General features: G+C 67.6%; 18 protein-coding genes and 3 pseudogenes. 9 read left to right on the top strand and 12 right to left on the bottom strand.

What is annotated here, in order from left to right:
* Nucleotides 1-61: 61 nt before the first annotated feature.
* On the bottom strand, nucleotides 62-1,390 hold the full coding sequence (locus AC07FK_RS29360) for a hypothetical protein (protein ID WP_479107977.1): 1,329 nt from the start codon (nucleotides 1,388-1,390) through the stop codon (nucleotides 62-64).
* A 105-nt stretch (nucleotides 1,391-1,495) separates the two neighbouring features.
* Complete coding sequence (locus tag AC07FK_RS29355) at nucleotides 1,496-2,383, bottom strand: DUF1214 domain-containing protein (protein WP_479107976.1); 888 nt, start codon at nucleotides 2,381-2,383, stop codon at nucleotides 1,496-1,498.
* Between the two features lie 547 nt (nucleotides 2,384-2,930).
* Between AC07FK_RS29355 and AC07FK_RS29350 the strand changes: the two genes are divergently transcribed.
* Nucleotides 2,931-3,575 (top strand): GAP family protein, encoded by a 645-nt coding sequence (locus tag AC07FK_RS29350; protein WP_479107975.1) that lies wholly within the window; start codon nucleotides 2,931-2,933, stop codon nucleotides 3,573-3,575.
* A 477-nt stretch (nucleotides 3,576-4,052) separates the two neighbouring features.
* Here the strand turns inward: AC07FK_RS29350 and AC07FK_RS29345 are convergent, their stop codons facing one another.
* The gene (locus tag AC07FK_RS29345) at nucleotides 4,053-4,601 is read right to left on the bottom strand and encodes an LURP-one-related/scramblase family protein (protein ID WP_479107974.1); all 549 of its coding nucleotides are present in this window, start codon (nucleotides 4,599-4,601) and stop codon (nucleotides 4,053-4,055) included.
* A gap of 281 nt (nucleotides 4,602-4,882) precedes the next feature.
* Here AC07FK_RS29345 and AC07FK_RS29340 point away from each other — a divergent pair, with 281 nt between their 5' ends.
* The gene (locus AC07FK_RS29340) at nucleotides 4,883-6,187 is read left to right on the top strand and encodes a cation:proton antiporter (protein ID WP_479107973.1); all 1,305 of its coding nucleotides are present in this window, start codon (nucleotides 4,883-4,885) and stop codon (nucleotides 6,185-6,187) included.
* A 102-nt stretch (nucleotides 6,188-6,289) separates the two neighbouring features.
* Here AC07FK_RS29340 and AC07FK_RS29335 read toward each other — a convergent pair whose 3' ends face one another.
* The gene (locus AC07FK_RS29335; RefSeq protein WP_479107972.1) at nucleotides 6,290-6,688 is read right to left on the bottom strand and encodes an ATP-binding protein; all 399 of its coding nucleotides are present in this window, start codon (nucleotides 6,686-6,688) and stop codon (nucleotides 6,290-6,292) included.
* A 54-nt stretch (nucleotides 6,689-6,742) separates the two neighbouring features.
* Between AC07FK_RS29335 and AC07FK_RS29330 the strand changes: the two are divergent.
* From AC07FK_RS29330 to AC07FK_RS29310, 5 genes and pseudogenes are all read left to right on the top strand, one after another.
* Nucleotides 6,743-7,170: pseudogene (locus tag AC07FK_RS29330) on the top strand (transposase); the annotation flags it as partial.
* Nucleotides 7,171-7,917, top strand: a pseudogene (locus tag AC07FK_RS29325) (transposase); the annotation flags it as partial.
* A gap of 186 nt (nucleotides 7,918-8,103) precedes the next feature.
* On the top strand, nucleotides 8,104-9,618 hold the full coding sequence (locus AC07FK_RS29320) for an FAD-dependent monooxygenase (RefSeq protein WP_479107971.1): 1,515 nt from the start codon (nucleotides 8,104-8,106) through the stop codon (nucleotides 9,616-9,618).
* Nucleotides 9,619-10,173: 555 nt separating this feature from the next.
* A complete protein-coding gene (locus AC07FK_RS29315; protein ID WP_479107970.1) occupies nucleotides 10,174-10,941 on the top strand; it encodes a hypothetical protein in 768 nt (255 codons plus the stop codon).
* Between the two features lie 46 nt (nucleotides 10,942-10,987).
* Entirely contained in the window at nucleotides 10,988-11,590 is a 603-nt protein-coding gene (locus AC07FK_RS29310; protein WP_479107969.1) for a sortase domain-containing protein, read from the top strand.
* Between the two features lie 181 nt (nucleotides 11,591-11,771).
* On the opposite strand, the pseudogene AC07FK_RS29305 reads toward AC07FK_RS29310, so the two are convergent.
* A pseudogene (locus AC07FK_RS29305) lies at nucleotides 11,772-12,532 on the bottom strand (transposase family protein).
* A 352-nt stretch (nucleotides 12,533-12,884) separates the two neighbouring features.
* On the opposite strand from AC07FK_RS29305, the gene AC07FK_RS29300 reads away from it, so the two are divergent.
* Complete coding sequence (locus AC07FK_RS29300) at nucleotides 12,885-13,070, top strand: hypothetical protein (RefSeq protein ID WP_210992464.1); 186 nt, start codon at nucleotides 12,885-12,887, stop codon at nucleotides 13,068-13,070.
* 293 nt (nucleotides 13,071-13,363) lie between these two features.
* On the opposite strand, the gene AC07FK_RS29295 is transcribed toward AC07FK_RS29300, so the two are convergent.
* From AC07FK_RS29295 to AC07FK_RS29265, 7 genes are all read right to left on the bottom strand, one after another.
* Complete coding sequence (locus AC07FK_RS29295; RefSeq protein WP_479107968.1) at nucleotides 13,364-13,741, bottom strand: hypothetical protein; 378 nt, start codon at nucleotides 13,739-13,741, stop codon at nucleotides 13,364-13,366.
* Nucleotides 13,742-14,091: 350 nt separating this feature from the next.
* Entirely contained in the window at nucleotides 14,092-15,129 is a 1,038-nt protein-coding gene (locus tag AC07FK_RS29290; RefSeq protein ID WP_479107967.1) for a beta-ketoacyl-ACP synthase III, read from the bottom strand.
* A 151-nt stretch (nucleotides 15,130-15,280) separates the two neighbouring features.
* Complete coding sequence (locus AC07FK_RS29285) at nucleotides 15,281-16,849, bottom strand: wax ester/triacylglycerol synthase domain-containing protein (RefSeq protein ID WP_479107966.1); 1,569 nt, start codon at nucleotides 16,847-16,849, stop codon at nucleotides 15,281-15,283.
* Between the two features lie 89 nt (nucleotides 16,850-16,938).
* The gene (locus tag AC07FK_RS29280) at nucleotides 16,939-18,315 is read right to left on the bottom strand and encodes an SDR family NAD(P)-dependent oxidoreductase (protein WP_479107965.1); all 1,377 of its coding nucleotides are present in this window, start codon (nucleotides 18,313-18,315) and stop codon (nucleotides 16,939-16,941) included.
* Nucleotides 18,312-19,838 carry a prenyltransferase/squalene oxidase repeat-containing protein gene (locus tag AC07FK_RS29275; RefSeq protein WP_479107964.1) on the bottom strand — a complete coding sequence of 509 codons (1,527 nt, stop codon included), beginning with the start codon at nucleotides 19,836-19,838 and terminating at the stop codon, nucleotides 18,312-18,314. The genes AC07FK_RS29280 and AC07FK_RS29275 overlap by 4 nt, the downstream gene beginning before the upstream one ends.
* A 161-nt stretch (nucleotides 19,839-19,999) precedes the next feature.
* Nucleotides 20,000-20,830, bottom strand: coding sequence for a terpene synthase family protein (locus AC07FK_RS29270; RefSeq protein WP_479108073.1), 831 nt, complete (start codon nucleotides 20,828-20,830; stop codon nucleotides 20,000-20,002).
* Between the two features lie 150 nt (nucleotides 20,831-20,980).
* A complete protein-coding gene (locus tag AC07FK_RS29265; RefSeq protein WP_479107963.1) occupies nucleotides 20,981-21,373 on the bottom strand; it encodes a hypothetical protein in 393 nt (130 codons plus the stop codon).
* A 511-nt stretch (nucleotides 21,374-21,884) separates the two neighbouring features.
* On the opposite strand from AC07FK_RS29265, the gene AC07FK_RS29260 reads away from it, so the two are divergent.
* A partial coding sequence (locus AC07FK_RS29260; RefSeq protein ID WP_479107962.1) for a transposase occupies nucleotides 21,885-22,152 on the top strand: 268 nt, incomplete at its 3' end.

Below are 22,152 nucleotides of genomic sequence, written 5' to 3'. Positions count from 1 at the left end.
AGCCCTCTCGCCATTTCAGCACCCCGCTCATACCTTCGCACTTCCTGGAGACGGGCCGTCCTCAACTGGTCGGTTGCCCTGGCGAAATATCAGCCGCCTGTGCGTGTCCTTTCTCCGGGTTCCCCGCCAGGAACTCCACCAGGGCCATCACGAGGAGCCAGACCAGTGCGATGCCGACGATGACCAGGGCGGTCGGAAAGCTCCACAGGATGCACGTCAGTACGGCCAGACCGGCCAGGACCCAGGTGATCCATGTGCGGTGGCGTCGGATGAATGGTCCGACCGGTCCGGTGCGCATCCCCGCGCGGTCAGCGGTGGAGCGGACGGAGCCGATGCCGGAGTGCCACGATTGCCGTACGAACGTCGCCCATCGGCCGTGCCCGCTCAGCCAGGCAGCCAGGGCGACAACCACGCTGAGCGTCACCGCCATGCGGACCATGGTGCGCATGTAGCGCGTGAGCGTGTCGTAGACCGACTCGGCAGCGGGCTGAGAGACGGTGTCCGGCAGCGCGTTCAGGTATGTCACGCGGAAGAGGGTCAGGCCTCCACCGAGCAGCAGCATGACGAAGGCGAAGGCGAGCGCGGCAACCACGAGAACGCGGCGGCGGTGTGCGGACAGCACGACCCCGGCGGCGATGAGCAGCACGGAGAGTACGGGCAGCCAGAACCCGGCCATCTGAAGGATCCGGAAGTACGTCTTGACCTTGCCGACGTTGTCGGCTCGCAGCACCGTGAAGTCGGTGTGCACTTCGGGGATCTTCGCGGCCGCGGTCATTCCGTCGTCGATGAGGCGCTGCTTGACCTGGTCGACGACCGGGCCGAGGTCGACGGTGACCGAGTCGTTGTTGATCTTCATTGCGCCGCCGCCGCTGCCCGTCAGGGCTTTGTCGACGGCCGAGTGGATCCGGCGGTTGGCATCGGTCCAGAAGTCCTCGAAGGTGTCGGAGGAGACGATCTCCTCCGACTTGTCGTGGACGAAGCTGCGGATGGCGCTCTGCAGCGAGTCGCCGAGTTTGCCGAGGGCCTTCTCAGCGAGCGGCCGGTCCGCAGGCGCCACTCCCTCCAGCAGGGTCGGCAGGTCGATGTGTTCCATCACCGCGTTAGTGACCCGGTTCGCGGCGGCCGCCTCGATGTCGGGGTCGGAAGCGAGCGGGGCGACCGTGTCAACGTAGTGGTCCGTGTCGCCGATCTCATCCGCCGTCCAGGCTGCGACAGCGGCCAGCGGGGCAAGGATGCAACCAAGGACGATGAGCAACGCGGAGAAGAAGGACCGCCACCGGTGACGGGGAGCCCGAGCCTTCTTGTCAGCCTCCAAAGCGGTGATACGAGCCTGTAGCCGCTCCAGCTCGGAGCGTTCATCGGCGGCACCCGCTGATCCGTCGTTCGGCATGGCTCGACCCTCTCGTCCTGTGGGTTCAATGCCAGCAGACCCCAGCCCGCGGCCACGTGCGAGCACTCGGCGAAATGAACGCAGACGCGGAACTCGGAGCTGCGCTCAGGCGGCGATGGTGGGGAAGCTCCAGGAGCCGTCGAGGATTTCTTTGCGTGGGCGGTAGAGCCGGATCAGGTAGTTCCAACCTTCCATGATGGGGAGACAGTTGGCGCGGCCCTCGGTGCAGCCTCCGAATCGGACGGTGATCGACCCGTCGCTGTTGGGCACCCCGGTGACGCTGTTGACGCTGTAAGCGTCATGGTCATTGGCCTGGAAGAATCCCTCGGCGTTGTACAACGAGATTGACCAGAAGGCATCCACCGGGACGTCACGGACCGTCAGTTCGTACTCTCCTACCGGCAGGCCCGGGTCGACGGTGATGTAGGACGCCTCCGTCTCGGGCAGTCCGCCCCATCCGGCGGCCGTTCCGATGAGGTGGCGTACGGGGTCCACGGCGTCGCGTGTGCCGAAGGCGCGTTCGACTCCACCCAGGCCCTTGGCGAGTTCGAGGAGCGCGTGACGCGTGGCGTTGAGGCTTTCCTCGTCGTAGTCGGTTGGTTCGAACGCGCGGCTGGAGACAGCCGTGAGCGCGAACTTGTCCTGCAGTTCGCCCACCGTCGCCAAATCCTCGGGGTCGGTCGGGTCGACGAGTACGCGCAGAGCCACGACGACGAACGGGGTGTCGAACTCCGCGGGAGTAAGTTCGTACTCACCGGGCTCGCAGAAGATGCGATTGACGTAGTGGTCCTGGTTCACCACCATCACCGAGAAGTAGCGCCCGCCGGCGTCCGGGATGCTCAGTTTCGCCCCGCGGCTGATGTCGACGACTGCGAAGCTGTACAGAGTGTCGCGGTTCATCCGGATGACGGGCTGTTGGTCGACGGGGGTGGGGGTGCGGTTGTGTGACCAGACGTTCACGCCGCCGGCTGTCCGCTGAAGGTCGTTGAACATTCTGTCAGTCTCAGCGCGCACGAAGTTGTCGACGTTGACCCGCAGGGCGTTTGTCACAAAAACTCCTTAACCACCGTTTTTCTGCGTAATCGTCGCATGCGGTCTTGGTGCCAGCAAACGCCGACCGGTCGGGCGAAGACGAGGGAGCGGAAGCGGCCCCCCTCCAGGTCGCTGGCCCGTGCCAAAGCAGGGCACGATCAGGCATGGGGGAGCCAGCAGCGGGTCCGGCAGCGTCCCCATCACGCGCCATTCCTTCCACCATCGGCCAGCCTGGTGAGCGCCATCGCTGGGCCGGTCCCGATCATGTGGCTACCGCTTTTCCGAGTCGTTGGGGTGGACGTGGGGCGGAGTGACCTGACAGGTGCCGCGGGGGGAACGACTGCGGCCGTTCCTGCCGGCAGGGCTTCGCGGGAGTGGCCTGCTTGACCAGCCGAGCCGCCAGCTGCAGAGTCGGGACGTGGCACCGCAGCAGCGCCGCATCCCTCTCCCGGCCAGCGCCTCGTCCGCAGGTGGCGGACGGCCCCTGAACCCAGGAGCGACTGATCCGATGGTCCTCAACCTGGTTGTGATCGGTACGGCCATCTCCCTGGGGCCACTGCACAACAGCGCCTTCATCCTGTTGCTCTCCTCGCGGCGAGGCGTTCGTCAAGGTCTGGCATTCCTGCTGTCGTGGCTGGCCAACCTGATTACGGTGATCGCGGTCGTTGTGCTGCTGACCGGCGGTCAGCCCCCGGCCCGTCACAGCGTGCCCTCGACCGCCGCGATCGCTGCGAAACTCGCCATAGGTCTGGCGCTGATGCTGTACAGCGCGTACCGGCACCACCGGCCGCCCCGCCCGCACTCCCCGCCACGCTGGACCGCCCGGATCGACCATGCCACTCCGGTCACGGCAGCCGGTCTGGCATGGCTGCTACAGCCCTGGGCTCTGGTCGGCGCCGGCGCCGCGACTGCCATCGAGGCGAACCTCTCCACCCTCACTGACTGGCTCGTGCTGACCGGCTACTGCCTGCTGGCCACACTCAGCCTCATTGTCATGGAGATGTACGCGGTCCGGGCGCCCGCAGCCGCGAACGCACACTTGAATGCCCTGCGGAGCTCGCTGGAGCGGCACCAAGAACAGCTGGTCGTCACGCTCTCCCTGGTGATCGGCCTGTGGCTGACGGCCCGGAGCATCGCCGAGCTGGTCACCTGACGCAGGAAGCCCCAGCGGCGAGATCACACTAGCGGTGGTTTGTTAGACCGGGACGACCACCGGCTACACCGGTATCGGGTTCACGGGTCTGACGACCTCAACGGACCGTCACGAAGGCCGACACGGCGAACGCGGGAGCCGTGGTCGGGCAGACAACCGTCTGCCTCGTTGAGGCTCGCTCGCGCTCTACGGCTCCCCTCGACGCAGACGGCCATGAGAGGCTTGGCCCGCCCGCATCAGCCGCGAAGACGACCAGCACGGGAGGTGTCTCACCGACCTGCCGGGCAACGAGGCGGACCTCGTCAGATGTCGGCTCGCGAAACACCGGAGCCGCGCCACCGCAAGGTGGGGTCAGTGATCGCGTGGACCTGTGCTACCGAAGGCGATCACCTCTTCAGCCCGCTGATCCGAGCCAACGGAACCGGCGCATGACTGCCGGATGCGACTGTGGTCATCACACAACTTCCGGGCGGGGCGTCAGTCACCTGGGTGGGCCATCGAGTCGAGGGCGACGGCGGCGGCCAGGACAGTAGTGTGGTCGGTGCCAGGGCTGATATCCACGCTGTAGGTGTCGCGTACGCGGAACCACTTCTTGGAGACTTCGGCGATCTTGTAGCCGTCGCGCTCGATGGTGTACTCGTGGTCCACGAGGTTGCCCTGAACGGTGAGCTCGTCGCCGGCCTCGGGCTTGATGAGCCAGCGGTCGCGCAGCGGGCTGACGAGAGCCTTCTTGACCAGAGCGACGCGGTTGCCGTCAGCGTCCTCGATGGACATCGAGTCCTTGATCCGCAATGGGCGGCTCCGCACGGTCGCGATGCTGCGGCCGTCCCGGTCCTCAATCTCGTAGGTATGGCGAGCGCGCAGAACCTTGCCATTGACCTTGTAGAGATGATCGCCGGCCTCGTTGTCGATCCAGTAGTCGTCCCCGATGGACATCGCCTTCTGCTTCAGGTGGTATCGCGTGACGCCTTCGCCGTGGTCGAAGGCGTGATTGGCACGTCGACGGTCTTTGCGTTCCTCGAACATCGCTGGGCTCCCTTCTGGCTCCAATCGAGAAGTCTTTCCTTCGCTTTCTACCCCTTTGGGCTCGATCGCCTTCTCATGAAAACGGTGAGCGGTTGTCGCTCGCTGTGACCGGGGAAGGGTCCGAGCCGGGCTCGGTCGCCCGTGGGTCGGCCGCGCTCGGGCAACCGGATAGCCCTTTCTCCGTGTCGGTGCGGCTGCGCCTGCCGCAGTTGCCACAATATTCCCTAAACGCCCCGTTGCGGATTGGGCCCCATGCCACCAGACCGGAGTATTCGAAGCCGATGAGTAGTGGCTCGTGGACCGGCGTGGCCGTAGCCGCGGTCACCGCTGGATACGCGCTGGCCTCGCGTCGACTCGCCTCAACGCCCGTGTCTCTTGCTCTGGTGTTCGTGGTGTGCGGGGTCTTCATCGGTCCCGTCGGGCTCGACCTGATCGATCTGGAACATGACGCAGGTCCGGTGCTTACCCTGGTGGAAGCCGCGTTGGCCCTGGTGCTCTTCATCGACGCGATGAGCGTCCGGCGGCGGGACCTGCTCAGCGGGGGATTCCTGCCCGCCCGGCTGCTGGCCGTCGGGCTGCCCCTGACCGTCGGGGCGGGCTGGCTGCTGGCGTGGCCGTTGCTGCCGGGCCTGACCGCCTGGGAACTGGCGCTGCTGGGCACCATCCTCGCGCCCACCGACGTGGCCGTGAGCACCACTGCCATCTCCAGCCCTCGTGTACCCGTGCTCGTGCGCCGAGGGCTCAACGTCGAAAGCGGCCTCAACGACGGCTGTGTGCTTCCGTTCTTCGTCCTCTTCCTGGCCGCGCACCCCGGTACGACCGCCTCACATGACGGCGTACTCGGGGTTTTCTGGCGTGCGTTGCTGCTCAGCACCGCACTCGGTCTGGCGGTCGGCTTGCTGGGCGGCCTGCTCCTGCAGAGGGCCCGCGCCAAGGGGTGGGTGTCTCGGGAGTGGCGCCAGGTCTTCGTCCTTGCAGTGGCGGCCGGCGCCTACGGGCTGGCCGTCGCCACCCATGGCAGTGGTTTCATCGCCGCCTGGGTGGCCGGGTTCGCCTTCGCGACTGGGCTGCGCCGCCGGCCGGTGGCAGAGGCGGAGGTGCCGGACCGTACCGCCGACTTCGCCGAAGACCTCGGCGGGCTGCTGGCGGCCCTGAGCCTGCTGGTCTTCGGCGCGGTGCTGCTCGGCCCGGCGCTGGAGCATCTGACGTGGCGAATCGTCGTCTACGCGGTGCTCAGCCTGACGGTGGTCAGAATGGTGCCTGTCGCCCTCGCGTTGGCAGGCAGCCGGCTGCGACCACCCACGGTGGCCTACATCGGGTGGTTCGGTCCCCGAGGTCTCGCCTCCATCGTCTTGGCCCTCCTCGTCGTGGAGGAGCACTTTCCCGGAACGGAGCTGATGGGCAGGGTGGTCGCGGTCACCGTCGGTCTGAGCGTCCTGCTGCACGGGGTGTCCGCCATTGCCCTCTCCGACCGCTACGGCCGCTGGTACGCGGCGGCTGAAACCACCGTGCCGGACCTGCGCGAGGGCAAGCAAGTAGCGGAGCAGGCCGTGCGGCACAGGCTGGGGATGCCCGGCCGACCGTAGAGGTGAGCTTCGGGCGGTGGTCAGAGCCGTTGACCGTGGCTGTCGTCTACAGCGACGCCCGCATGCTGGCGTGCCGGGGGATGCCGGTCGCGAAGTCACAGCTCACGCATCGAGCGCGGATTCCGTCCACACGGTCTTGCCCTGATCGGACCATCGCACACCCCAGCGGTCCGACAGCTCACCGGAGATGAACAGTCCTCGTCCTCCTTCGTCACTTGCCCGCGCATGGCGCAGATGCGGCGCGGCAGGGCTGGTGTCGAAGATCTCGCAGGTCAGCGTGTGACGCGTAGTGTTGCGGATGAGGCGCAGACGAACGGGTGGCCGGCCGTAGCGAATCGTGCTGGTCGCCAGTTCGCTGACCACCAGTTCGGTGGCGAAGACCGCATCGTCCAAACCCCACTGCCCGAGCCGGCCGGCAGCACGGCGGCGCGCCTCGGACACGGCGCTTAGCTCAGCGGGGATGTCCCAGGACGCGACATCGTCCGGATGGGACTGCTGCACGGACAAGTGACACCTGGCCTGGCTTGCTGAGAGGCGGCCTGGAAGGATGTTGCAGTGCCCAAGCCGTATCCGAAGGAGTTTCGCGAGGACGTCGTGCGGGTCGCACGCAACCGTGAGCCCGGCGTCACGCTGGAACAGATCGCCGCCGACTTCGGCGTCCACCCGATCACGCTGTCGGAGTGGCTGCGCCGTGCCGACACCGATGAGGGCGCCAGGCCCGCGACAGCGTCGGGTGAGTCGGCCGAGCTCCGCGAGGCCCGCAAGCGCATCCGGCTGCTGGAGCAGGGAAACGAGGTCCTGCGGAGGGCTGCGGCGTATCTGTCGCAGGCGAACCTGCCGTCAAAATGATGTACCCGCTCGTCCGCGAGCTGGCCGCCGCCGCTGCCCCTCACCGGGTGCCGGTGGCGGTGACGTGTCGGGTGCTCGGGCTGGCCCGCCAGCCCTACTACCGGTGGCTGGCCTCACCGGTCACCGGTTCCGACGCGAAGGAGGCCCTGGCCACCGAGCACCTGATGCAGCCCCGACTCCGCGGCGAACGCGAGGCACTGCGCGTCCTCCTCGCCACCCGCCAGGGTGCAGTCCTTGCCTCCACTGCGGCGATCAACCAGCTCAAAGCCCTGATCGTCTCCGCACCGGACAACCTCCGCGCCGAGCTGCGGAAACTCAAGCGCCCGGCCCAGGTCACCCACTGCGCCCAGCTCCGCGACCGCCCCGCCCAGGACCTTGAATACCGGATGACAGCACGGGCCCTTCGTTGCACTGCCCAACGCATCCAGTGCCTGCAAGCGGAAGCAAAAGATCTTGAAAAGGAGATCCTGGCCCTGGTGAGGCAGATGGCCCCGGACCTTCTCGGCCTGCTTGGCGTCGGGCCGATCACCGCGGCCCAGGTTCTGGTCAGCTGGTCCCATCAGGGGAGGTTCCGCTCGGAAGCAGTTTTTGCCTCGTTCGCCGGCGTCTCCCCAATCCCCGCATCTTCCGGACTCACCAGCCGGCACCGCCTCAACCGCAGCGGAAACCGGCAGCTCAACCGGGCCATGCACACCATCACCCTGATCCGCATGCGGCTCGACCCCGCCACGAAGTCGTACGTCGCGCGCAGGATCGGGGAGGGCAAGGCCTCCCGGGATGCGCAGCGCTGCCTGAAGCGCGCGATCTCCAGGCAGCTGTTCAAGATCCTCGAACGAGGAGATCAGCCCACGCAGCAGATCACCGCTGAAGATCTCTCTTAAACAGCTTGGCTTGATATAGCAGCCTCGGAGGGGGGCCTGGCCGTCCGGCCATGCGGGTGCACGCGGGTGGCCGGACGACGAAGCCACCCTGCCAATAGGAATGTCCGATCTTTAACGCATTGCGTGACAGATCCTGCAAAGTCGCACCCCTTCTAGGCCGTGGCCGACGGCAGAAAGCGGTGAGTTATGCCCGCCGACCCCTCCCTCCAAGCCGAGTTGAGGAACGCTGTTGAGGTTCTCATCGTTGGCGCCGGCCCGACCGGCCTCACCCTCGCGGTCGACCTCGCCCGGCGCGGCGTACGCAGCCGCATCGTCGAGGCGGCCGACCGCCAGTTCGCAGGGTCACGCGGCCTGAGCCTGCAGCCGCGCACCCAAGAGGCCTTTGACGATCTCGGCGTCATGGAAGCGCTGCGGGAGGCCGGCCGCCCCCTTCCGCCCATGCAGACCTGGCGCAACGGCTGCCGAGAGGGCGAATGGCAGTTGGTGCAACGCGACCCGCAGGCGCCCGCGTCGCGGTATCCCGTGCAGTGGCTGGTGCCGCAATGGCGGACGCAGCAAGTCCTCCAAGACCGGCTCCTGGCCTTGGGTGGGACGGTGGAATACGGCACTCGGCTGACGGCCCTGCGTCAGAGCGACCAGCAGGTGCAGGCAGAGGTGACACAAACCGACGGCGTCAGCCGCACCCTGAATGCCGCCTATCTGGTCGGCGCCGACGGCGGACGCAGCACCGTCCGCGAGGCGCTGGGCATCACGATGAAGGCCGAGGGCGGCCCACTGCACGCGGCGGTGGTCGCGGACGTGCGTCTCGACGGCCTGGACCGCGAGCACTGGCACATGTGGCCGGACGGGCCGGGCGGCGAACTGTTGCTATGCCCGCTGCCCGGAACCGACCAGTTCCAGCTCACCGCCCCGGTCGGCGACGCGGAGAACGACCCCTGCCCGCAACGGATCCGGGAACTGATCGCCACCCGCACCCACCTGCCCCCAACGGCCGTCACCGACGTCCAGTGGACCTCCTCCTACAAGCCCCGCACAGCACTGGCCGAACGCTTCCGCGACAAACGGGTCTTCCTCGCGGGCGACGCCGCGCACGTCCACCCGCCCGGCGGCGGCCAAGGCCTGAACATCGGCGTCCACGACGCCTACAACCTGGGCTGGAAACTGGGCCAAGTCCTGCACGGCAACGCCCCCGACACGCTGCTGGACAGCTATGACGCCGAACGCCGCCCTGCCGCCCACGACGTCCTCGACCTCAGCGCCCAGCTCTACCGCCTCGGCCGCAAACCCGAAGGAAGCCGCGAGCGCGCCCGCCACCGAAACCGCCTCACGCTCCTGCCCGTCCACTACCGTGACAGCCCCCTGAGCACCGAGGCCCGAGAACACCTCACACCCACCATCCTTCAAGCAGGTGACCGCGCCCCCGACCTCGCATACACCCTGGCAGACGCAGCCGCCCACGACACCCCGCGACAGCTCTTCGAACTGCTCGCAGGCCCCCACTTCACCCTGCTCGCAGTGAACAGCACACCACCCCCCGTACCACCGGCCGTCCGCACCCTGCAGGTGACCGGCGGCGCCCTGGCGCAAGCCCTCGGCACGGGCCTGTTCCTGATCCGCCCCGACGGCCACATCGGCCTGGCCACCCACAACCCGGCACACCTCGAGCGCTACTACACCAAAGTCGGGCTCGCCGCCGACTGAGCTGCCCCAGCCCGCCCGGGAGTACTGGACACGCCCGGCCGGGCCAGTGCTGCCGTACCGCAAGGGGCCCATGACGATCAGCTGGTACGCCTGCGCCCGGTGGATCCCCAGCTCACCCTGCGTACGCACCCCACCCCGAGTACCCCAGCGCACCCCACCCCCGCTCCCCGGATGCGCTTCCCGCACCCGGTGGGCCAGCACCACTGAGGCCCTCGACGCACGCAGCTGCTCGGTCAGCCGGACCGCATCGACCGCCCGACCGGCTCCAGTGCCGCGCCCTGACCTTCTTCATCACCGGAAGCCACAGCTCCCATGGTGCGTGCGGCGAGGCCGGTCGGACAGGGGGCGCGAGAAGCACACACACGGAAGGCGAACAAGCGCTCCGCTCAAGCGAACTGATGGTGTTCGCCCCCTTGCTGCCGATTCCCCCGAATGCACCGTTTGGGTGGCCTTCCCTGTGATCGGGCGCCCAATATTTGACTGAAAGCACCGGTATGCGCACGCGGCGCACCTCCTGTTCGGGGGAGCCGGTCTCGACTCTCAGCTGGAGTACGCATGAAGAAGACGACGGCCACCGCTATCGCCGTTCTAGCGGCGATAGCGTCCGGTACGGTCCTGGCGCCTGTGGCGTTCGCAGGAGACGACACCTCGCGGGACGGTTCCCTGCACGCGACGCTGTCGCCGATCCCGACGAGCAAGGTGACCGGTTCGGGCACGGCGATGGTGCACCTGAAGGGCAACCAGGCCACCGTGACGATCAAGACACGCGGCCTGCTGGCGAACGCCCCGCACGCCCAGCACTTCCACATCGGGGCCAAGGGCCAGTGCCCGCCGGCTTCCGCGGCCACCAAGCACAACGGCCAGCTGAGCCTGAACACCACCGACGGCCTGCCGTTCTACGGCAAGATCGGCGCCTCACTCACCACCACCGGCGACACCGGCGCCAGCCACTCCGCGCTCGCGGTCGACCGCTTCCCCATGGGCGCCTCCTACACCTACCACCGCACCATCACCGTCGACGACGAAACCGCGGCCAGCCTGCGCAACGAGAACGCTGTCGTCGTGGTGCACGGCATCGACTTCAACGGCAACGGCAAGTACGACAACGTCCTGGGCCCCAGCGACCTCGACCCCAAGCTGCCCTCCGAGGCCACCAACCCCGCCCTGTGCGGCCCGCTGAAGATGGCCCCCGCCGGCGCGGTCTCCGGCGGCCTGGGCGGCACCCAGTCCGGTGACACCACGGCGCTCGCCGCCGCAGGCGGCCTGCTCATCGCCGCAGGAGGCGCGGTATATCTGCGCCGCCGCACCAGCCGCCAGAGCTGATTCGGCCCGCCGGATGCCGAGCCGCTGGCCAAGTGGCCGCCGCGGAATGTGCACCGCGGCGGCCACCGGCTTCACCACCACCGCCCTCGCGCTGCTGGCCTACACCGCCCTGACCGCACACCCGCCACCCCCAGACCCACCACCGGACGCCGCCCGCAGCAGCCAGTCCGCTACCCGTCACCGCTGGGGGCCGGACATCCCGGCCCTGCCCCGCTCCGAGCCCTACGGCATAGAGATCCACAAGCTCGGTTTGACGACGACGGTCGAAAAGGTCACCACAGCCGCCGACGGTGCGATAGCCATGCCCGCCGACGCGGACCACGCCGGCTGGTACACCGGCTCACCCACCCCCGGAGAGAACGGCAACACCATTCTCGTCGGCCACCTGGACTCCACCACCGGCCCCGCAGCCTTCTACGGGCTCGGCGCCCTGCGCAACGGCGACCGCATCACCCTCAAACGCCGCGACCGGACCACCGTCACCTTCACCGTCACCACCATGACCGTCTGGCCCAAGAACAACTTCCCCTCGGAGCGCGTCTACGCCCCGACTCCCATCCCTCAGCTGACGTTGATCACCTGCGCCGACTGGGACGACGCGGCCAACGACTACCGGTCCAACCTCGTCATCACCGCACACCGCCGATAGGCCGCACACCCACCCCGCCAGCGGGGCCTTGGACCTGTGCCCGGGATACCAGGGCCCCCTTGCGGGCGCGCGCATGCCAGGGGACTGGGGGCATGCGCGCGCTGTCCGGGACAACGGCGTCGGCGGCACTCGGGTCACGGGCGGAATTCGCTTCGGGCTGTTAGGGGAGCCTTTTCCATCCTCAGCTTGAGCTGGCCAGATGGAGGGTGAGGACGGCTTGGACGAGGCTGGTGATTCGGGTCGTCGAGCAGCGGAGCCTGCGGAGGATCCGCCAGGACTTGAGGGTGGCGATGGCCTGTTCGACAAGGGCCCGGATCTTTGCGTGGCATCGGTTGACGGCACGCTGACCGACGGAGAGGCGGTCCCACCGGCCGCGGTATGGGAGGCGGACCGTGCCGCCTGCGCCTTGGATGCCCTTGCCCGCCCAGCAGCTGATGCCGGCCTCGGCGAGAGCGTCGATGATGTCGTGCTCGCGGGCCGCCCGGATGTCATGGACGGCACCGGCCAGGGCCGGTGAAGCCCACAGCAGACGCCCCTTTGGGTCGGCTATGACCTGCACGTTCATGCCGTGCTTCTTGTGTTTGCCCCAATAGAAGGGACGGTCGGCGGCGATCCGGTCGATCGGCAGAAGCGTCCCGTCCAGGATCAACGCCTTCATCGACGCGGCCCGCATGGCTTCGGCCAGCGTGGGGGCGAGGACGGCCAGGAGCCCGACGGCCTCGGTGACGTAGCGGTAGACGGTGGTGGTGCCGATCCTGAAACCAGCCGCGAGCTGGGCATACGGCTGGCCGTTGCGGAGGTAGACGAGGGTGAGCAGGGCCTGGCGCCCCGCGCTCAGGCGCCGCCATCGGGCGCCGGGAACACGACGGTGTTCCTCAGGCGGGCAGTGAGGAAGCGCACGGCAGAGCTGGAAACGTCGACGCCGGACGGGTAGACAAGTATACGAAGCCTCAGGTGGAGACGGTTCTCTTGGTCGAAAACCCATCTACCAGGGGCTTCATCCGTCCGTCAGGCCAACTGGCCATCCTACAGGTGAGATTGCCAATGGCTCACTGTACGGCTGGCCGCTGCCCCGCCCCGGGCCGACCGGTGACCTACGTCTTCGATTACGTATTTCTACTGACGCCTCGGGAAGGCAGCGTTGGGAGACTCACTCCATGAGCTTCCTGACGGAGCCGTGGTGTCACGCCGGGGAGCTTGCTGACTCCCTACTGGGCAACCGTCGCCAGCCGTCCAACGGGTAGCGAACGCTGTCTGGTCAATAGAGCCCGCCTGAGCATTGGAGAGTCCTCCGATGGTTTCCAAGATTCGAGTGCTTCTGGGCATGCTCGTGCTCTTGGCGCTGGCGCTTGGCGCCATCGCCCTGCTCGCGGCCATGAAAGCCGATGCCACCTGGTTCACGGTCGTTCCTCTCGGCATCCTCGTTATCGGCGCGTCCGTCGTCCAGTCGCTCGGATGGTTCAACAAAAAAGGCAGGTGACTGGCCTGGCGCCTCGCAAGGCACACAGCTTCTACTACGGCGCCCTGCCCGCGGGGCACGGCAGGTCCGTCCGCCCGGCTAGGCAGTGTCCCGTGGATCAGATGGTCGGTTTTTCTGGTTGGAGAGCCATACGCGCAGCCGCACGGGGTGCTGTCTTCGAGGTGCTCGGTGCCCCCTCGGTACAGCGGGATCATCGGGACGTCGGTTCGTCGGAAGATCGGCGATCACGGGCCGAGGCGGGGCTGAGGGGCCGCGTCATGCCGGTTTCGAAGGCGTGAGACGCGCTCCAGTCCCTACTGCCGGGGCCGGTGAGTCAGGGTGGCGGTGTTGCGCAGGAGTTCGAAGGTGATGCCGGTGGCGATGGCGTAGATGCCTTTGTGGAACAGGTCGGTGGCCAGTTCCTGTTTCTGCCATTTCCATGGCCAGGGGGCGATGCCCAGGCTGCGGTAGAGCATTACGTCGCCGCCCCAGACGGCGGCGTAGTGCACTGCGGTTGCCGCCACCGGGCCCAGGCCGGTCAGGGCGAGTGCCCCGCGGACCGCGCCCATGGTGATGCCGTGGGCCAAGTGCACCGGGATGTTGAGCTTCTCCGCGGCGGCCTCGTCGCCTTTCCTGCCGGTCAGCGCACCCTCGTCCTCGCCACCATCGCCGCACGCTGGGAACTCACCCACCTGCCCGGCGCCAAAGTCCGGCCCGTTCCCAGAGCCTCACTTGCCCCCAGAGGCTTCTCCATGCGGCTCCAGCCGCGCAAGAGCATCAACGCACGGTGAAACACGCCGACGGACAGCCAGCTCCGCTGCGCACCTTCCGGGCGGAGTCTTCATCCCCCTCGGCGGCGCGCCAGTACGCCAACGGTTGAGCCAACTGTTGCGCGGGCCTTCACAGCGCCCCGGAGTTCCCCAGGTCACCACGGGTGTACGGGCGTGGTCGGGCCTCAGTGCGGCGGTGACGTCAAGCGTGGGACGTCGGCGGGAGAGAGGTCAGGTAGGTCGCCTGCTGACAGGAACGCGGGAGATCGCACTCAGTTGAGAGCTTGAAGGCCGCTGGGCCATAGCAAAGTGGTGGCCGCCCAGGTGAAGCCTGCACCGAAAGAGGTCACGAGGACTCGTTGCCTGGCTTTGAGTTGCCCGTCGATCGCACAGTGGCTCAGCAGCAGGGGGATGGAGGCCGCGGAGGTGTTGCCGACGTGGGTGATGTTGGACGGTACGCGCTGTGGCGGGATTCCCAGGGTGTTGGCCACGGCCGTAGTGATGCGTGCGTTTGCTTGATGGACGATCAGTCGGTCAATGTCCTGGATGCTCCATCCCGCAGCGGAGGCTGCTTCCTGTGTCACGTGAGTGATGCGGCGCACCGCGTGCCGGAATACTTCGTTTCCCTTCATGTGTACGTACCGATTCTTCATGTCGTCGGTTGCGTGTTCGGGGCGGCGGGAGCCCCCATCGGGGATGTAGATGGCGTCTGCGTGCTCGCCGTCGCTGCCCCATGCGGCTGGTCCGAAAGCTCCTGGTTCGTCAGCGTGTCCGGCTGTGAGTACGACTGCGCCTGCTCCGTCGCCGAAGATCGGCGCGGTAGAGCGGTCGTCGGGGTCGATGACGGCCGACATCTTCTCCGCTCCGATGACCAGCACGGTGCCGGCGGCTCTCGCGTGGATGAGTCCTGCTGCGACGGTGGTGGCGTAGACGAAGCCCGAGCAGCCTGCGCCGAGATCGAAGGCGGGGACGTGTCGGAGGCCGAGTTGGTGGGCCACCAGGGGCGCGGTGCCGGGCACGGGATGGTCCGGAGTAACGGTGGCCAGGATTACGGCGTCGACCTGTTCGACCTCCGCCGATTTCATCGCCCGTCGTCCTGCCTCTACCGCCAGGTCACTGGTGGCCGTCGCCGGATCGGCGATGTGTCGCTCAGCGATGCCGATGCGGGTACGGATCCATTCGTCCGTCGTGTCTAGGCGTGAGGTCAAGTCGTCGTTGCTTACCTTCTGCGGGGGCAGGTAGGACCCCAGGCCGATCAGCCGCGCGGCAGACGTCGGCGTTGGGGTCGTGGTTTTGCGGGCAAAGATCAACGGTCCGTCTTCTCTGTGCTGCTCATCCGCGGGACGCCAGGGGAGGCTTCGCCTTCGGGACCTTGGACTTACCGGTCGCTCGTTGTGATTCCGCTGCCCCTGGTCTCGGCGGGTGATGGTCGAGTCTTGCGGGCAATGGGAAGGGGCGCAACTACGCCTCAGGCACTGCGTGGGGGCGATCTGCCAGTGGGTGGGGAGCCGGCACACCCGGACCTTCATGGCGGGAGGGCGAGGCTGCCCGTCGGGCCACCAGGTCGACCAGGTCGGTAACGGTGGGTGCCTTCGCCAGTTCGCTTTCGGTGATCAGAATGCCCAGGCGGTCCTCGCAAGTCATAGACAGCAGGGCAACGGCCAGGGAGTCGATGCCGGCCTCTGACTGAGTGGCCCGGGGAGTGATTCGGGCAGCCGCCAAACCCGCCTGTTGGACCAGGATGTCTTTGATGAACGCGAAATCAATGACAGTTGCGGTGTCGTAGTCGGGGGCGTGTGCTGGGGTCGTCCCCTCGGTGCGGGAAGGTTGGCCCGGTACGTGCGAGTCGTCGTCGGGGTGCGGGAGGTCGTCCACCGCGTCATGGAACAGGCTGGGCAGGTGGTTCAGTCCGGGGAGAGCGGCGTCGGTGACGAAGCAGACGCTGGTGGTTCCGTTGTAGCTGCAGGCCACGATCGACGCCGGCTGGTGCCGTGGGAGCCAGTTGAAGGGCTGGATGCAGGTGACGGGGTCCTGCTTGTAGCGGAGAGGTCGATGGATGGCGAGGTAGGAGGTGGTGATGGTGGCCCGGTCGGGTGTGGTCAGCCGGGCGGCCAGGGCCCGGAAGGCGCGTGCGGGGACGAGGTCCATCACGGTGCGCATGGCCTTGTGGCGGGTCGGGTCTTTCGTGGTGCGAGTGGCGGCGATGACGTGCTCGAGGCGCCCTTCCGCTGTCGGCTGGTGGCAAGGAAGGGGCGCGGATGCGAAGGTGCAGTAGTTTCCGGGCCGGTCGTGTTCCTCAGCCTGGCGCAGGTTGACCATGGTGACAGCTGGCAGCGGCCTGTCGGCGCCCCGGGGCCAGGATTGTGATGTCCACGTGCGCAGGGCGCCGCTGAGGGCAGCCAGGAAGGCGTCGTTCGTGTCGCCGCCACGGACGGTGGCGGCTTTCCGCAATCGCTGCGTGGGGACATGCGCCCAGCGGATGTCCCGATGACCGGTGAGAGGCAGCGCGGTGTCGTTCCACACGTTGTTGGTGGCGCTTGCGGCGAGCATGCCGCGCACGGTACCCAGGTAGGCTCCGGCGCCTGCGTGGGGAGCGGGCTGCGTGGTGGGCGCGGGGGCGGTACCGAACAGTGTGGTCAGGGTGCCGACCAAACCCATGCCGTCCTGGGTGCTGTGGTGCGCTCGCAGGCAGACGGCATAGCGGCCAGGGGCATATCCGGTCAGCAGGCAGATGTCCCACAGAGGGCCTGTGCTGGGCAATGGGTACGCGACGATGGCGGGCAGCGCCGTCTCGATCTGCTCGTCGCCTGAGGGGAGGTGCTGTTCGCGGACGCGGTGGGTCAGGTCGGGGGTCGGATCGTGGTGCCAGCGGGCCTTGAGCCCGGGGCCGTTCAGGTAGTGGGTCAGGCGCGGCTCGTGCTCCAGGTGGGAGGCGACATGAGTGCGGAGTTCGACGAGGGTGGGAGAGGTTCCTTCCAGGTGGAGGATCACTCCGATGGTCTGGGAGATCGAGGGATGGGCCTGGGCCATGCTGTGCATGGTCAGGTCCATGGGGGTGGGACGAAGGGACAGGGTCACGGGGGTTCTCCGCGGTGGTGGTTCGGTGGGGAGAAGAGGGGTCAGGCCGGGGTGAGCCGGAAGATCCGCAAGCGTCGCCCCGAGCGTTGGGCGAAGGAGACGTAGGCGGGCCAGACCTCGACGAGGTGGTCCCAGGCAACGGCTCGCTCGGTTCCCTCCAGAAGGGTGGCGGTCACCGGTAGCGTGCGTCCGCGACGGGTCACGCTTGCACGGGGCGTCGCGATGAGGTTGTGGGACCAGGCGGGGCTCGGCGGGCGGCCAAAGTTGGTGTCGACGACGAGATAGCTTCCGTCTGCTTCAAGATGGCACAGCAAGGGGGTCTGCCGGGGTTGGCCGCTGCGGCGGCCGATCGTGGTGAGCATCAGGGAGGGCAGCGTTGCGGGCATGAGGAGCATCCGGCCCCCGCTGAGTCGGTGAGCCGTCCGGTCGACGCCCGGCGCAATATGGGACATGACGCGCACGAAGTGGGCGTTACCCCCCGCCTTCTTCAGAAGACGGGCGATGAGTCCGTCCTTATGGGTGCCGCTGGTTCGGATGGACTGAGGTTGCGCTGGCAGGGCAGTTGTGGGGCGCCCGGCGGCATAGTCGCGTCGGGCGCTGCCACCGGTTGCGGCGGCCTTGCGGGTGAGTTCGGGCGCCATGGCGTAGGCGCGGTAGAACGACGGCAGATAGCCAGGAATGTCGACGGCCGGCCGACGGCTGCTGATTGCCTGAACGGTCGCGGCAGCGACCTTCTCCGGCGTGGTGGGCGGCAGGAAGTCGGCGATCCTGGGCATGCGGGCCGAGGGGACGTGGACTTTGAAGAAGTCAGTGCCAATGACGGTGGCCGGACGCACCAGGGTCACGCCGATGTTGGTGCCGGCCAGTTCGATGCGCAGCATCTCGGCGTATGCCTCGACGGCTGCCTTCGCCGCGGCGTAGGCAGCCGATGGTCCTTTGACGAAGATCCGTCCTGCGGCCGATCCCATCGCCACGATCTGCCCACCGCCGCCCGCCCGCATCAGCGGCAGCACTGCTGTGACGGAGCAGACCAGAGCGTCGTAGGCGGTGCGCATGGACAACTGGGCCTGCTCGACGGTCATCTCTTCGACGTCCGCCCAACGGATGTAGGCGGCGTTGTGCACCAGGACGTCGATGCGTCCGTGCTCGGCATGGACTTTGGCGATCCAGTCCTCAAGGGCGGTGCGGTCGGTCACGTCGACATGGGTGAACACGACGGATGGCGCCCCAGGCAGCTGGGCGAGGTCAGCAGCGGCTTGGTCGAGGCTGGCCTGGGCGTTGTCGCACACGAAGACATGGGCCCCGGCCGCGGCCAAGGCGCGGGTCAGGGCCCACCCGATGCCTGCTGCACCTCCCGTCACCAGGCACACGCTCCCCGGCAGGGAGGGGACAGCCGACTTGGGGCGGAACGGGTTCATGGGGTGGTCCTTTCGGCGGGTTGAGCACTGCTGAGTCGGCGGCCCGGCATGACGAGACGTGACGGCCGGATGCGATGGGTGAGGTGTCCCAGGGCAAGCAGAGCGAACGCGTCGGTCAACAAGGGGACGTGATACGGGAAAGGACGCGGGCCGAGCATGTCGGGGACGGAGATGATGCTTCCGTCGGGACGCTGCTGGGCGAGCAGGTAGTCGGTGGCACGGGCAGCGGAAGCAAGGTCGCCCTGTCCCGCCAGAATGATCAGGGCATAGGCGGTGCTGATGGCATCGCTCGGGGCGCCGTTCTGCTGTCCGAAGCCGCCGTCCGCGTTCTGTGCGGTCCCAACCAGCCCGGCGATCCGGCCGCACATGTCAGCGACGGTCGGAGGGGACTGCCGGAGGTAGGGGCGAGCGGCGAGATACGCCCTGAAGAGGGTGTGCAGGCGACTGCTGCTCCAGCCGGGAGGAAAGGAGCCGTCAAGCATCTGGCGGTCGGCGAGAAAACGCAGAGCAGCCTGGGTGAGGTGATGGTGGCGGCCTTGGGTGCCGAGCGCGTTGATCGCGGCGGCGGTCATGCATGCCTCGGAGGGAGTGCCTGATCCGTAGGTGGGGAATCCGCCGTCGGCACCGCGCACCGCGATCAAGGCGTCCAGGGCGCGCCGAATCGGAGCGCGGAAGGCGTCCGCGTCCAGATCATGCAGGAATTCGACCGCGACGGAGGTGCAGTCCGTGTCAGAGAGCTGAGCGTCGTCGGTGTAGGACCAGCCGCCGTTCGCGTGCTGCACGTGCACGAGGTGTCGGGCGATGCGATGTAGTACCTCGCGCGGTGCGCCGACGCTACATAGGGCAAGGCCCGCGGTCACGGTGCACCACGTGTCAGTGTCCGTGACAAAGGGCAGGCCGCCGTCCTCCCGTTGGTGCCTGAGGGCGGTGCGCAGACCAACCTCGACGACGCTCTCCATGCCGGGCATGTCCGCCAGGGCGTGCAGAACTGACAGGTGGATGAAGAGGTTGCCCTCCCACACCGTTCCCGGGTGCTGGGTGGAGACCAGCAAGGTGACATCATCCTGGCTGGCCGGGGCTCTGCCTCCCGCCCGGTTAAGGACGGCTCTCACGGCAACGGCCTGCACAACAGCCCAGGGGTGCAGTGCACTCACATCGAAGGCATGGGGACCAACCTCGTCCTGGGCGGTAGCTGCGCCCAACATGGTGAAGATGGCGTGGACCAAGGCGCGCTTGCGAGGTCCGGTGAAGTCCGGGACACGGCTGACGATGTCATCGACGGCCAGGTGACGTGGCGGGTGCCCCGTGCTGCGGCCCAGGGCGGAAGCGGCCACGGCCGCGTCCATCAGCTCTTCGCTGCCGCGGTGGCGTTCCAGGTAACGCACCATGCGGTTACGTGCGTCGCGGTGGCCAGATCCGCACCGCTGCACCAGCGCCAGGGCGAGCGCGGTTTCAAGGACCCGGCTTCGGCAGGCGTCGCGCACGGCACCGTCGGCCTCCACCCGGTTGAGTACGTGCGCCAAAAGACGTCTGCGTCCGGCAGGCAGTGCTGCTGGCAGACGCGACGACGGCCAGGCCGGGGGGAGCTGGTCGGCGGCAGGGGGTCTCATCGGTGGACAGTCCTTGAGGGCATGGGAAGCAAGGTGGGGCGCGGATCGGCAGGGGGCCGGGCGAACGAGATCAGTCAGATGGACCGGGTAGGGCACCTGGGCGACCAGCGGGCGTCGAAGCGATGGGTGACGCCAAGCCAGTGCAGGGTCGCGGCCATGAAGGACTCGAGGGTCGCCACGTAGCGCCGTACTCTGTCCTGCTCGGTTCCGGGAGCGGCCCTGGCCGTCAACGAGGCGGCAAGCGCCTGGAAATCCCTGACTCGGTCATTTCGCATGCCGGTGACCTGCTCGCGTGCTGAGGACAGGGAGCAGCCGCGCTCACGGCCCAGCACGGTCACCAGGTTGTCGCGGTCCTCCCGTAGGTCCTCCTCGGCCGAGACCAGGTCATTGGTCCAGCCGGCCACATCAGCCGCAGCCAGACGCAAGGCCTCCATGAGTTCTTCCCCGTGGGAGAGGCCGGGCCATGGCGCGCCGGCGGTGCACTCCAGGATGTCTGCCATGGTCAGCGCGGTGATGGTCCTGCGACGCCGCAGGACGTAGTTGCTGAGCCCCAGACGGGTCTGGTTTGTGCGGTCGGCGGCCTCTTCACGCGTGGCCAGGGCGAAGTCGCGGTAGTCGGCAACGAACCGCTCCCGCCACTGCGCGGACATCCGCGGAGCCGTACGCCGCCACAGGTCATCCAGGGCTTGCTCGATCCCGCTGCCCGATCCTGCCGCGCCGCCGCCAGTGATTACGTCCAGTAACTGGTTAAACAGCGACGCGACGTCCTCCGGATCGATATCGACCCGGCTGCGGTCGAACCGGTCGTCGACCAGACAGATGAATGCCGCCCACTGGGCCGTCAGCTCCAGATCGTCGGCGCTCGCCCCCGGCACGGTCAGGTCGGCGAGTTCACCCAGCCGCATGGCCACCAGACGCTTCTCCTCAAAAGCGCCGGCAACCAGTCTCAGATCCCGTGCCCACGCCAGCACCGCGGCGCTGACCTTCTCAGCCTGGACACCACCCGGGATGCCAGGACAGCCAGGTCCGACATCAGGCCCCCTCAGCATCCGGCCTCAGCCCAGAGCCGGCACGACATCGACACGGCCCGCGACCGTGGCCAGGCTGGCCCCGGTGGCAACCGGCGACGCACCGAACGCCCTGGAGAACACCGCCGCACCGTCCTGCGTCAGCATCGTGTCAAACGGCCTGCCCTCCACCGAGCCAGGCGAGTTCAAAGACGGCATGGTGACCGTCATTTTCGTCATGTCGAGCTCGTACGTGGACAGATCAACAGACTGCGCCGCTTCATCTCCGACAGCCGCATCCACCGACATCGACCGCCGAGCCAAGTCACCGTGCGCCCCGGTGAAGCGCAGGCTGCGCCCGTCCGAGGCCCTGGTGAAGGTCATGCCGCCACCCGCAGTCCAGGACCCCTCGGTCAGGTCGAAACCGATCTTGCCCTTCATCGGCCACTGCACACACGGGGCCGGTCCCGAAGAGTCGAGCACAGCCGGAGCACCAGCCGAGACCACAACTCCGTCATCCGCCAAGTGCTGAGCCGCCCTAGAAGACAAACACCATGTGACCGTCCCGGCAACAGGCATCACAGGTCCCGCAGCCGCAGCCGCGGACACAGCAACGGCAGACAGGGAGAACAGAGCAGTGACCATCACAGCACGACGCCGCATGGGAAAGCCTTCCGTCGGAGGGTCGCCAGAATTGCCTACAACTCCTCCAAGACCGGGTGAATATACGTTTCTGCTCTTGCAGTTCACCTGAAGGCGTGAGTCAGCGGAATCGCTGCGCTTCGCACCTGCTGAGCGGCAACATCGCCCAGAACCTCCCACAACGGCCATCGCGTCCCCTCGCCAGCGCCCCGCCCCCGCTCTGGACAGGCGACCGGAGTCCGGTACTCATAGGCACCGGAGAGGGACTGTAAAAGGAACGGTGTAACTCCGATCATGGAGGATTGCACCTGTGACCAGCGAGAACATAGCCGTAGCGTCTGAGGCGGGGGCCTCGCCGACGGCTGTCGATGACCGGTTCCTGAATGAGCTCGTGGCCCGAGCTCAGGCCGAGGGCCTGCAGCTGACGGGCGAGGGCGGTCTGCTCCAGCAGCTGACGAAACGGCTGTTGGAGTCCGCCCTCGAGGGCGAGATGACGGACCATCTCGGCTATGACCGGCACGATCCCGCGGGCAAGAACGGCGGCAACTCGAGGAACGGCAAGCGGTCCAAGACCGTCG

Source organism: Streptomyces sp. NPDC046122 (genome assembly GCF_056429965.1).
Note: the sequence above shows the minus strand (reverse complement) of the source record. Positions and strands in the feature narration are given on the sequence as shown.

Bases quoted from the DNA above. Each gene is read 5' to 3' on its own strand.
- AC07FK_RS29345 (WP_479107974.1), bottom strand. From the start codon at position 4,601: ATGTTCGAGGAACGCAAAGACCGTCGACGTGCCAATCACGCCTTCGAC.
- AC07FK_RS29355 (WP_479107976.1), bottom strand. From the start codon at position 2,383: ATGTTCAACGACCTTCAGCGGACAGCCGGCGGCGTGAACGTCTGGTCA.
- AC07FK_RS29270 (WP_479108073.1), bottom strand. From the start codon at position 20,830: ATGCGGCTGGGTGAACTCGCCGACCTGACCGTGCCGGGGGCGAGCGCC.
- AC07FK_RS29350 (WP_479107975.1), top strand. From the start codon at position 2,931: ATGGTCCTCAACCTGGTTGTGATCGGTACGGCCATCTCCCTGGGGCCA.
- AC07FK_RS29265 (WP_479107963.1), bottom strand. From the start codon at position 21,373: ATGAAGGGCAAGATCGGTTTCGACCTGACCGAGGGGTCCTGGACTGCG.
- AC07FK_RS29280 (WP_479107965.1), bottom strand. From the start codon at position 18,315: ATGAACCCGTTCCGCCCCAAGTCGGCTGTCCCCTCCCTGCCGGGGAGC.
- AC07FK_RS29360 (WP_479107977.1), bottom strand. From the start codon at position 1,390: ATGCCGAACGACGGATCAGCGGGTGCCGCCGATGAACGCTCCGAGCTG.
- AC07FK_RS29285 (WP_479107966.1), bottom strand. From the start codon at position 16,849: ATGGCCCAGGCCCATCCCTCGATCTCCCAGACCATCGGAGTGATCCTC.
- AC07FK_RS29315 (WP_479107970.1), top strand. From the start codon at position 10,174: ATGAAGAAGACGACGGCCACCGCTATCGCCGTTCTAGCGGCGATAGCG.
- AC07FK_RS29310 (WP_479107969.1), top strand. From the start codon at position 10,988: ATGTGCACCGCGGCGGCCACCGGCTTCACCACCACCGCCCTCGCGCTG.
- AC07FK_RS29320 (WP_479107971.1), top strand. From the start codon at position 8,104: ATGCCCGCCGACCCCTCCCTCCAAGCCGAGTTGAGGAACGCTGTTGAG.
- AC07FK_RS29300 (WP_210992464.1), top strand. From the start codon at position 12,885: ATGGTTTCCAAGATTCGAGTGCTTCTGGGCATGCTCGTGCTCTTGGCG.
- AC07FK_RS29340 (WP_479107973.1), top strand. From the start codon at position 4,883: ATGAGTAGTGGCTCGTGGACCGGCGTGGCCGTAGCCGCGGTCACCGCT.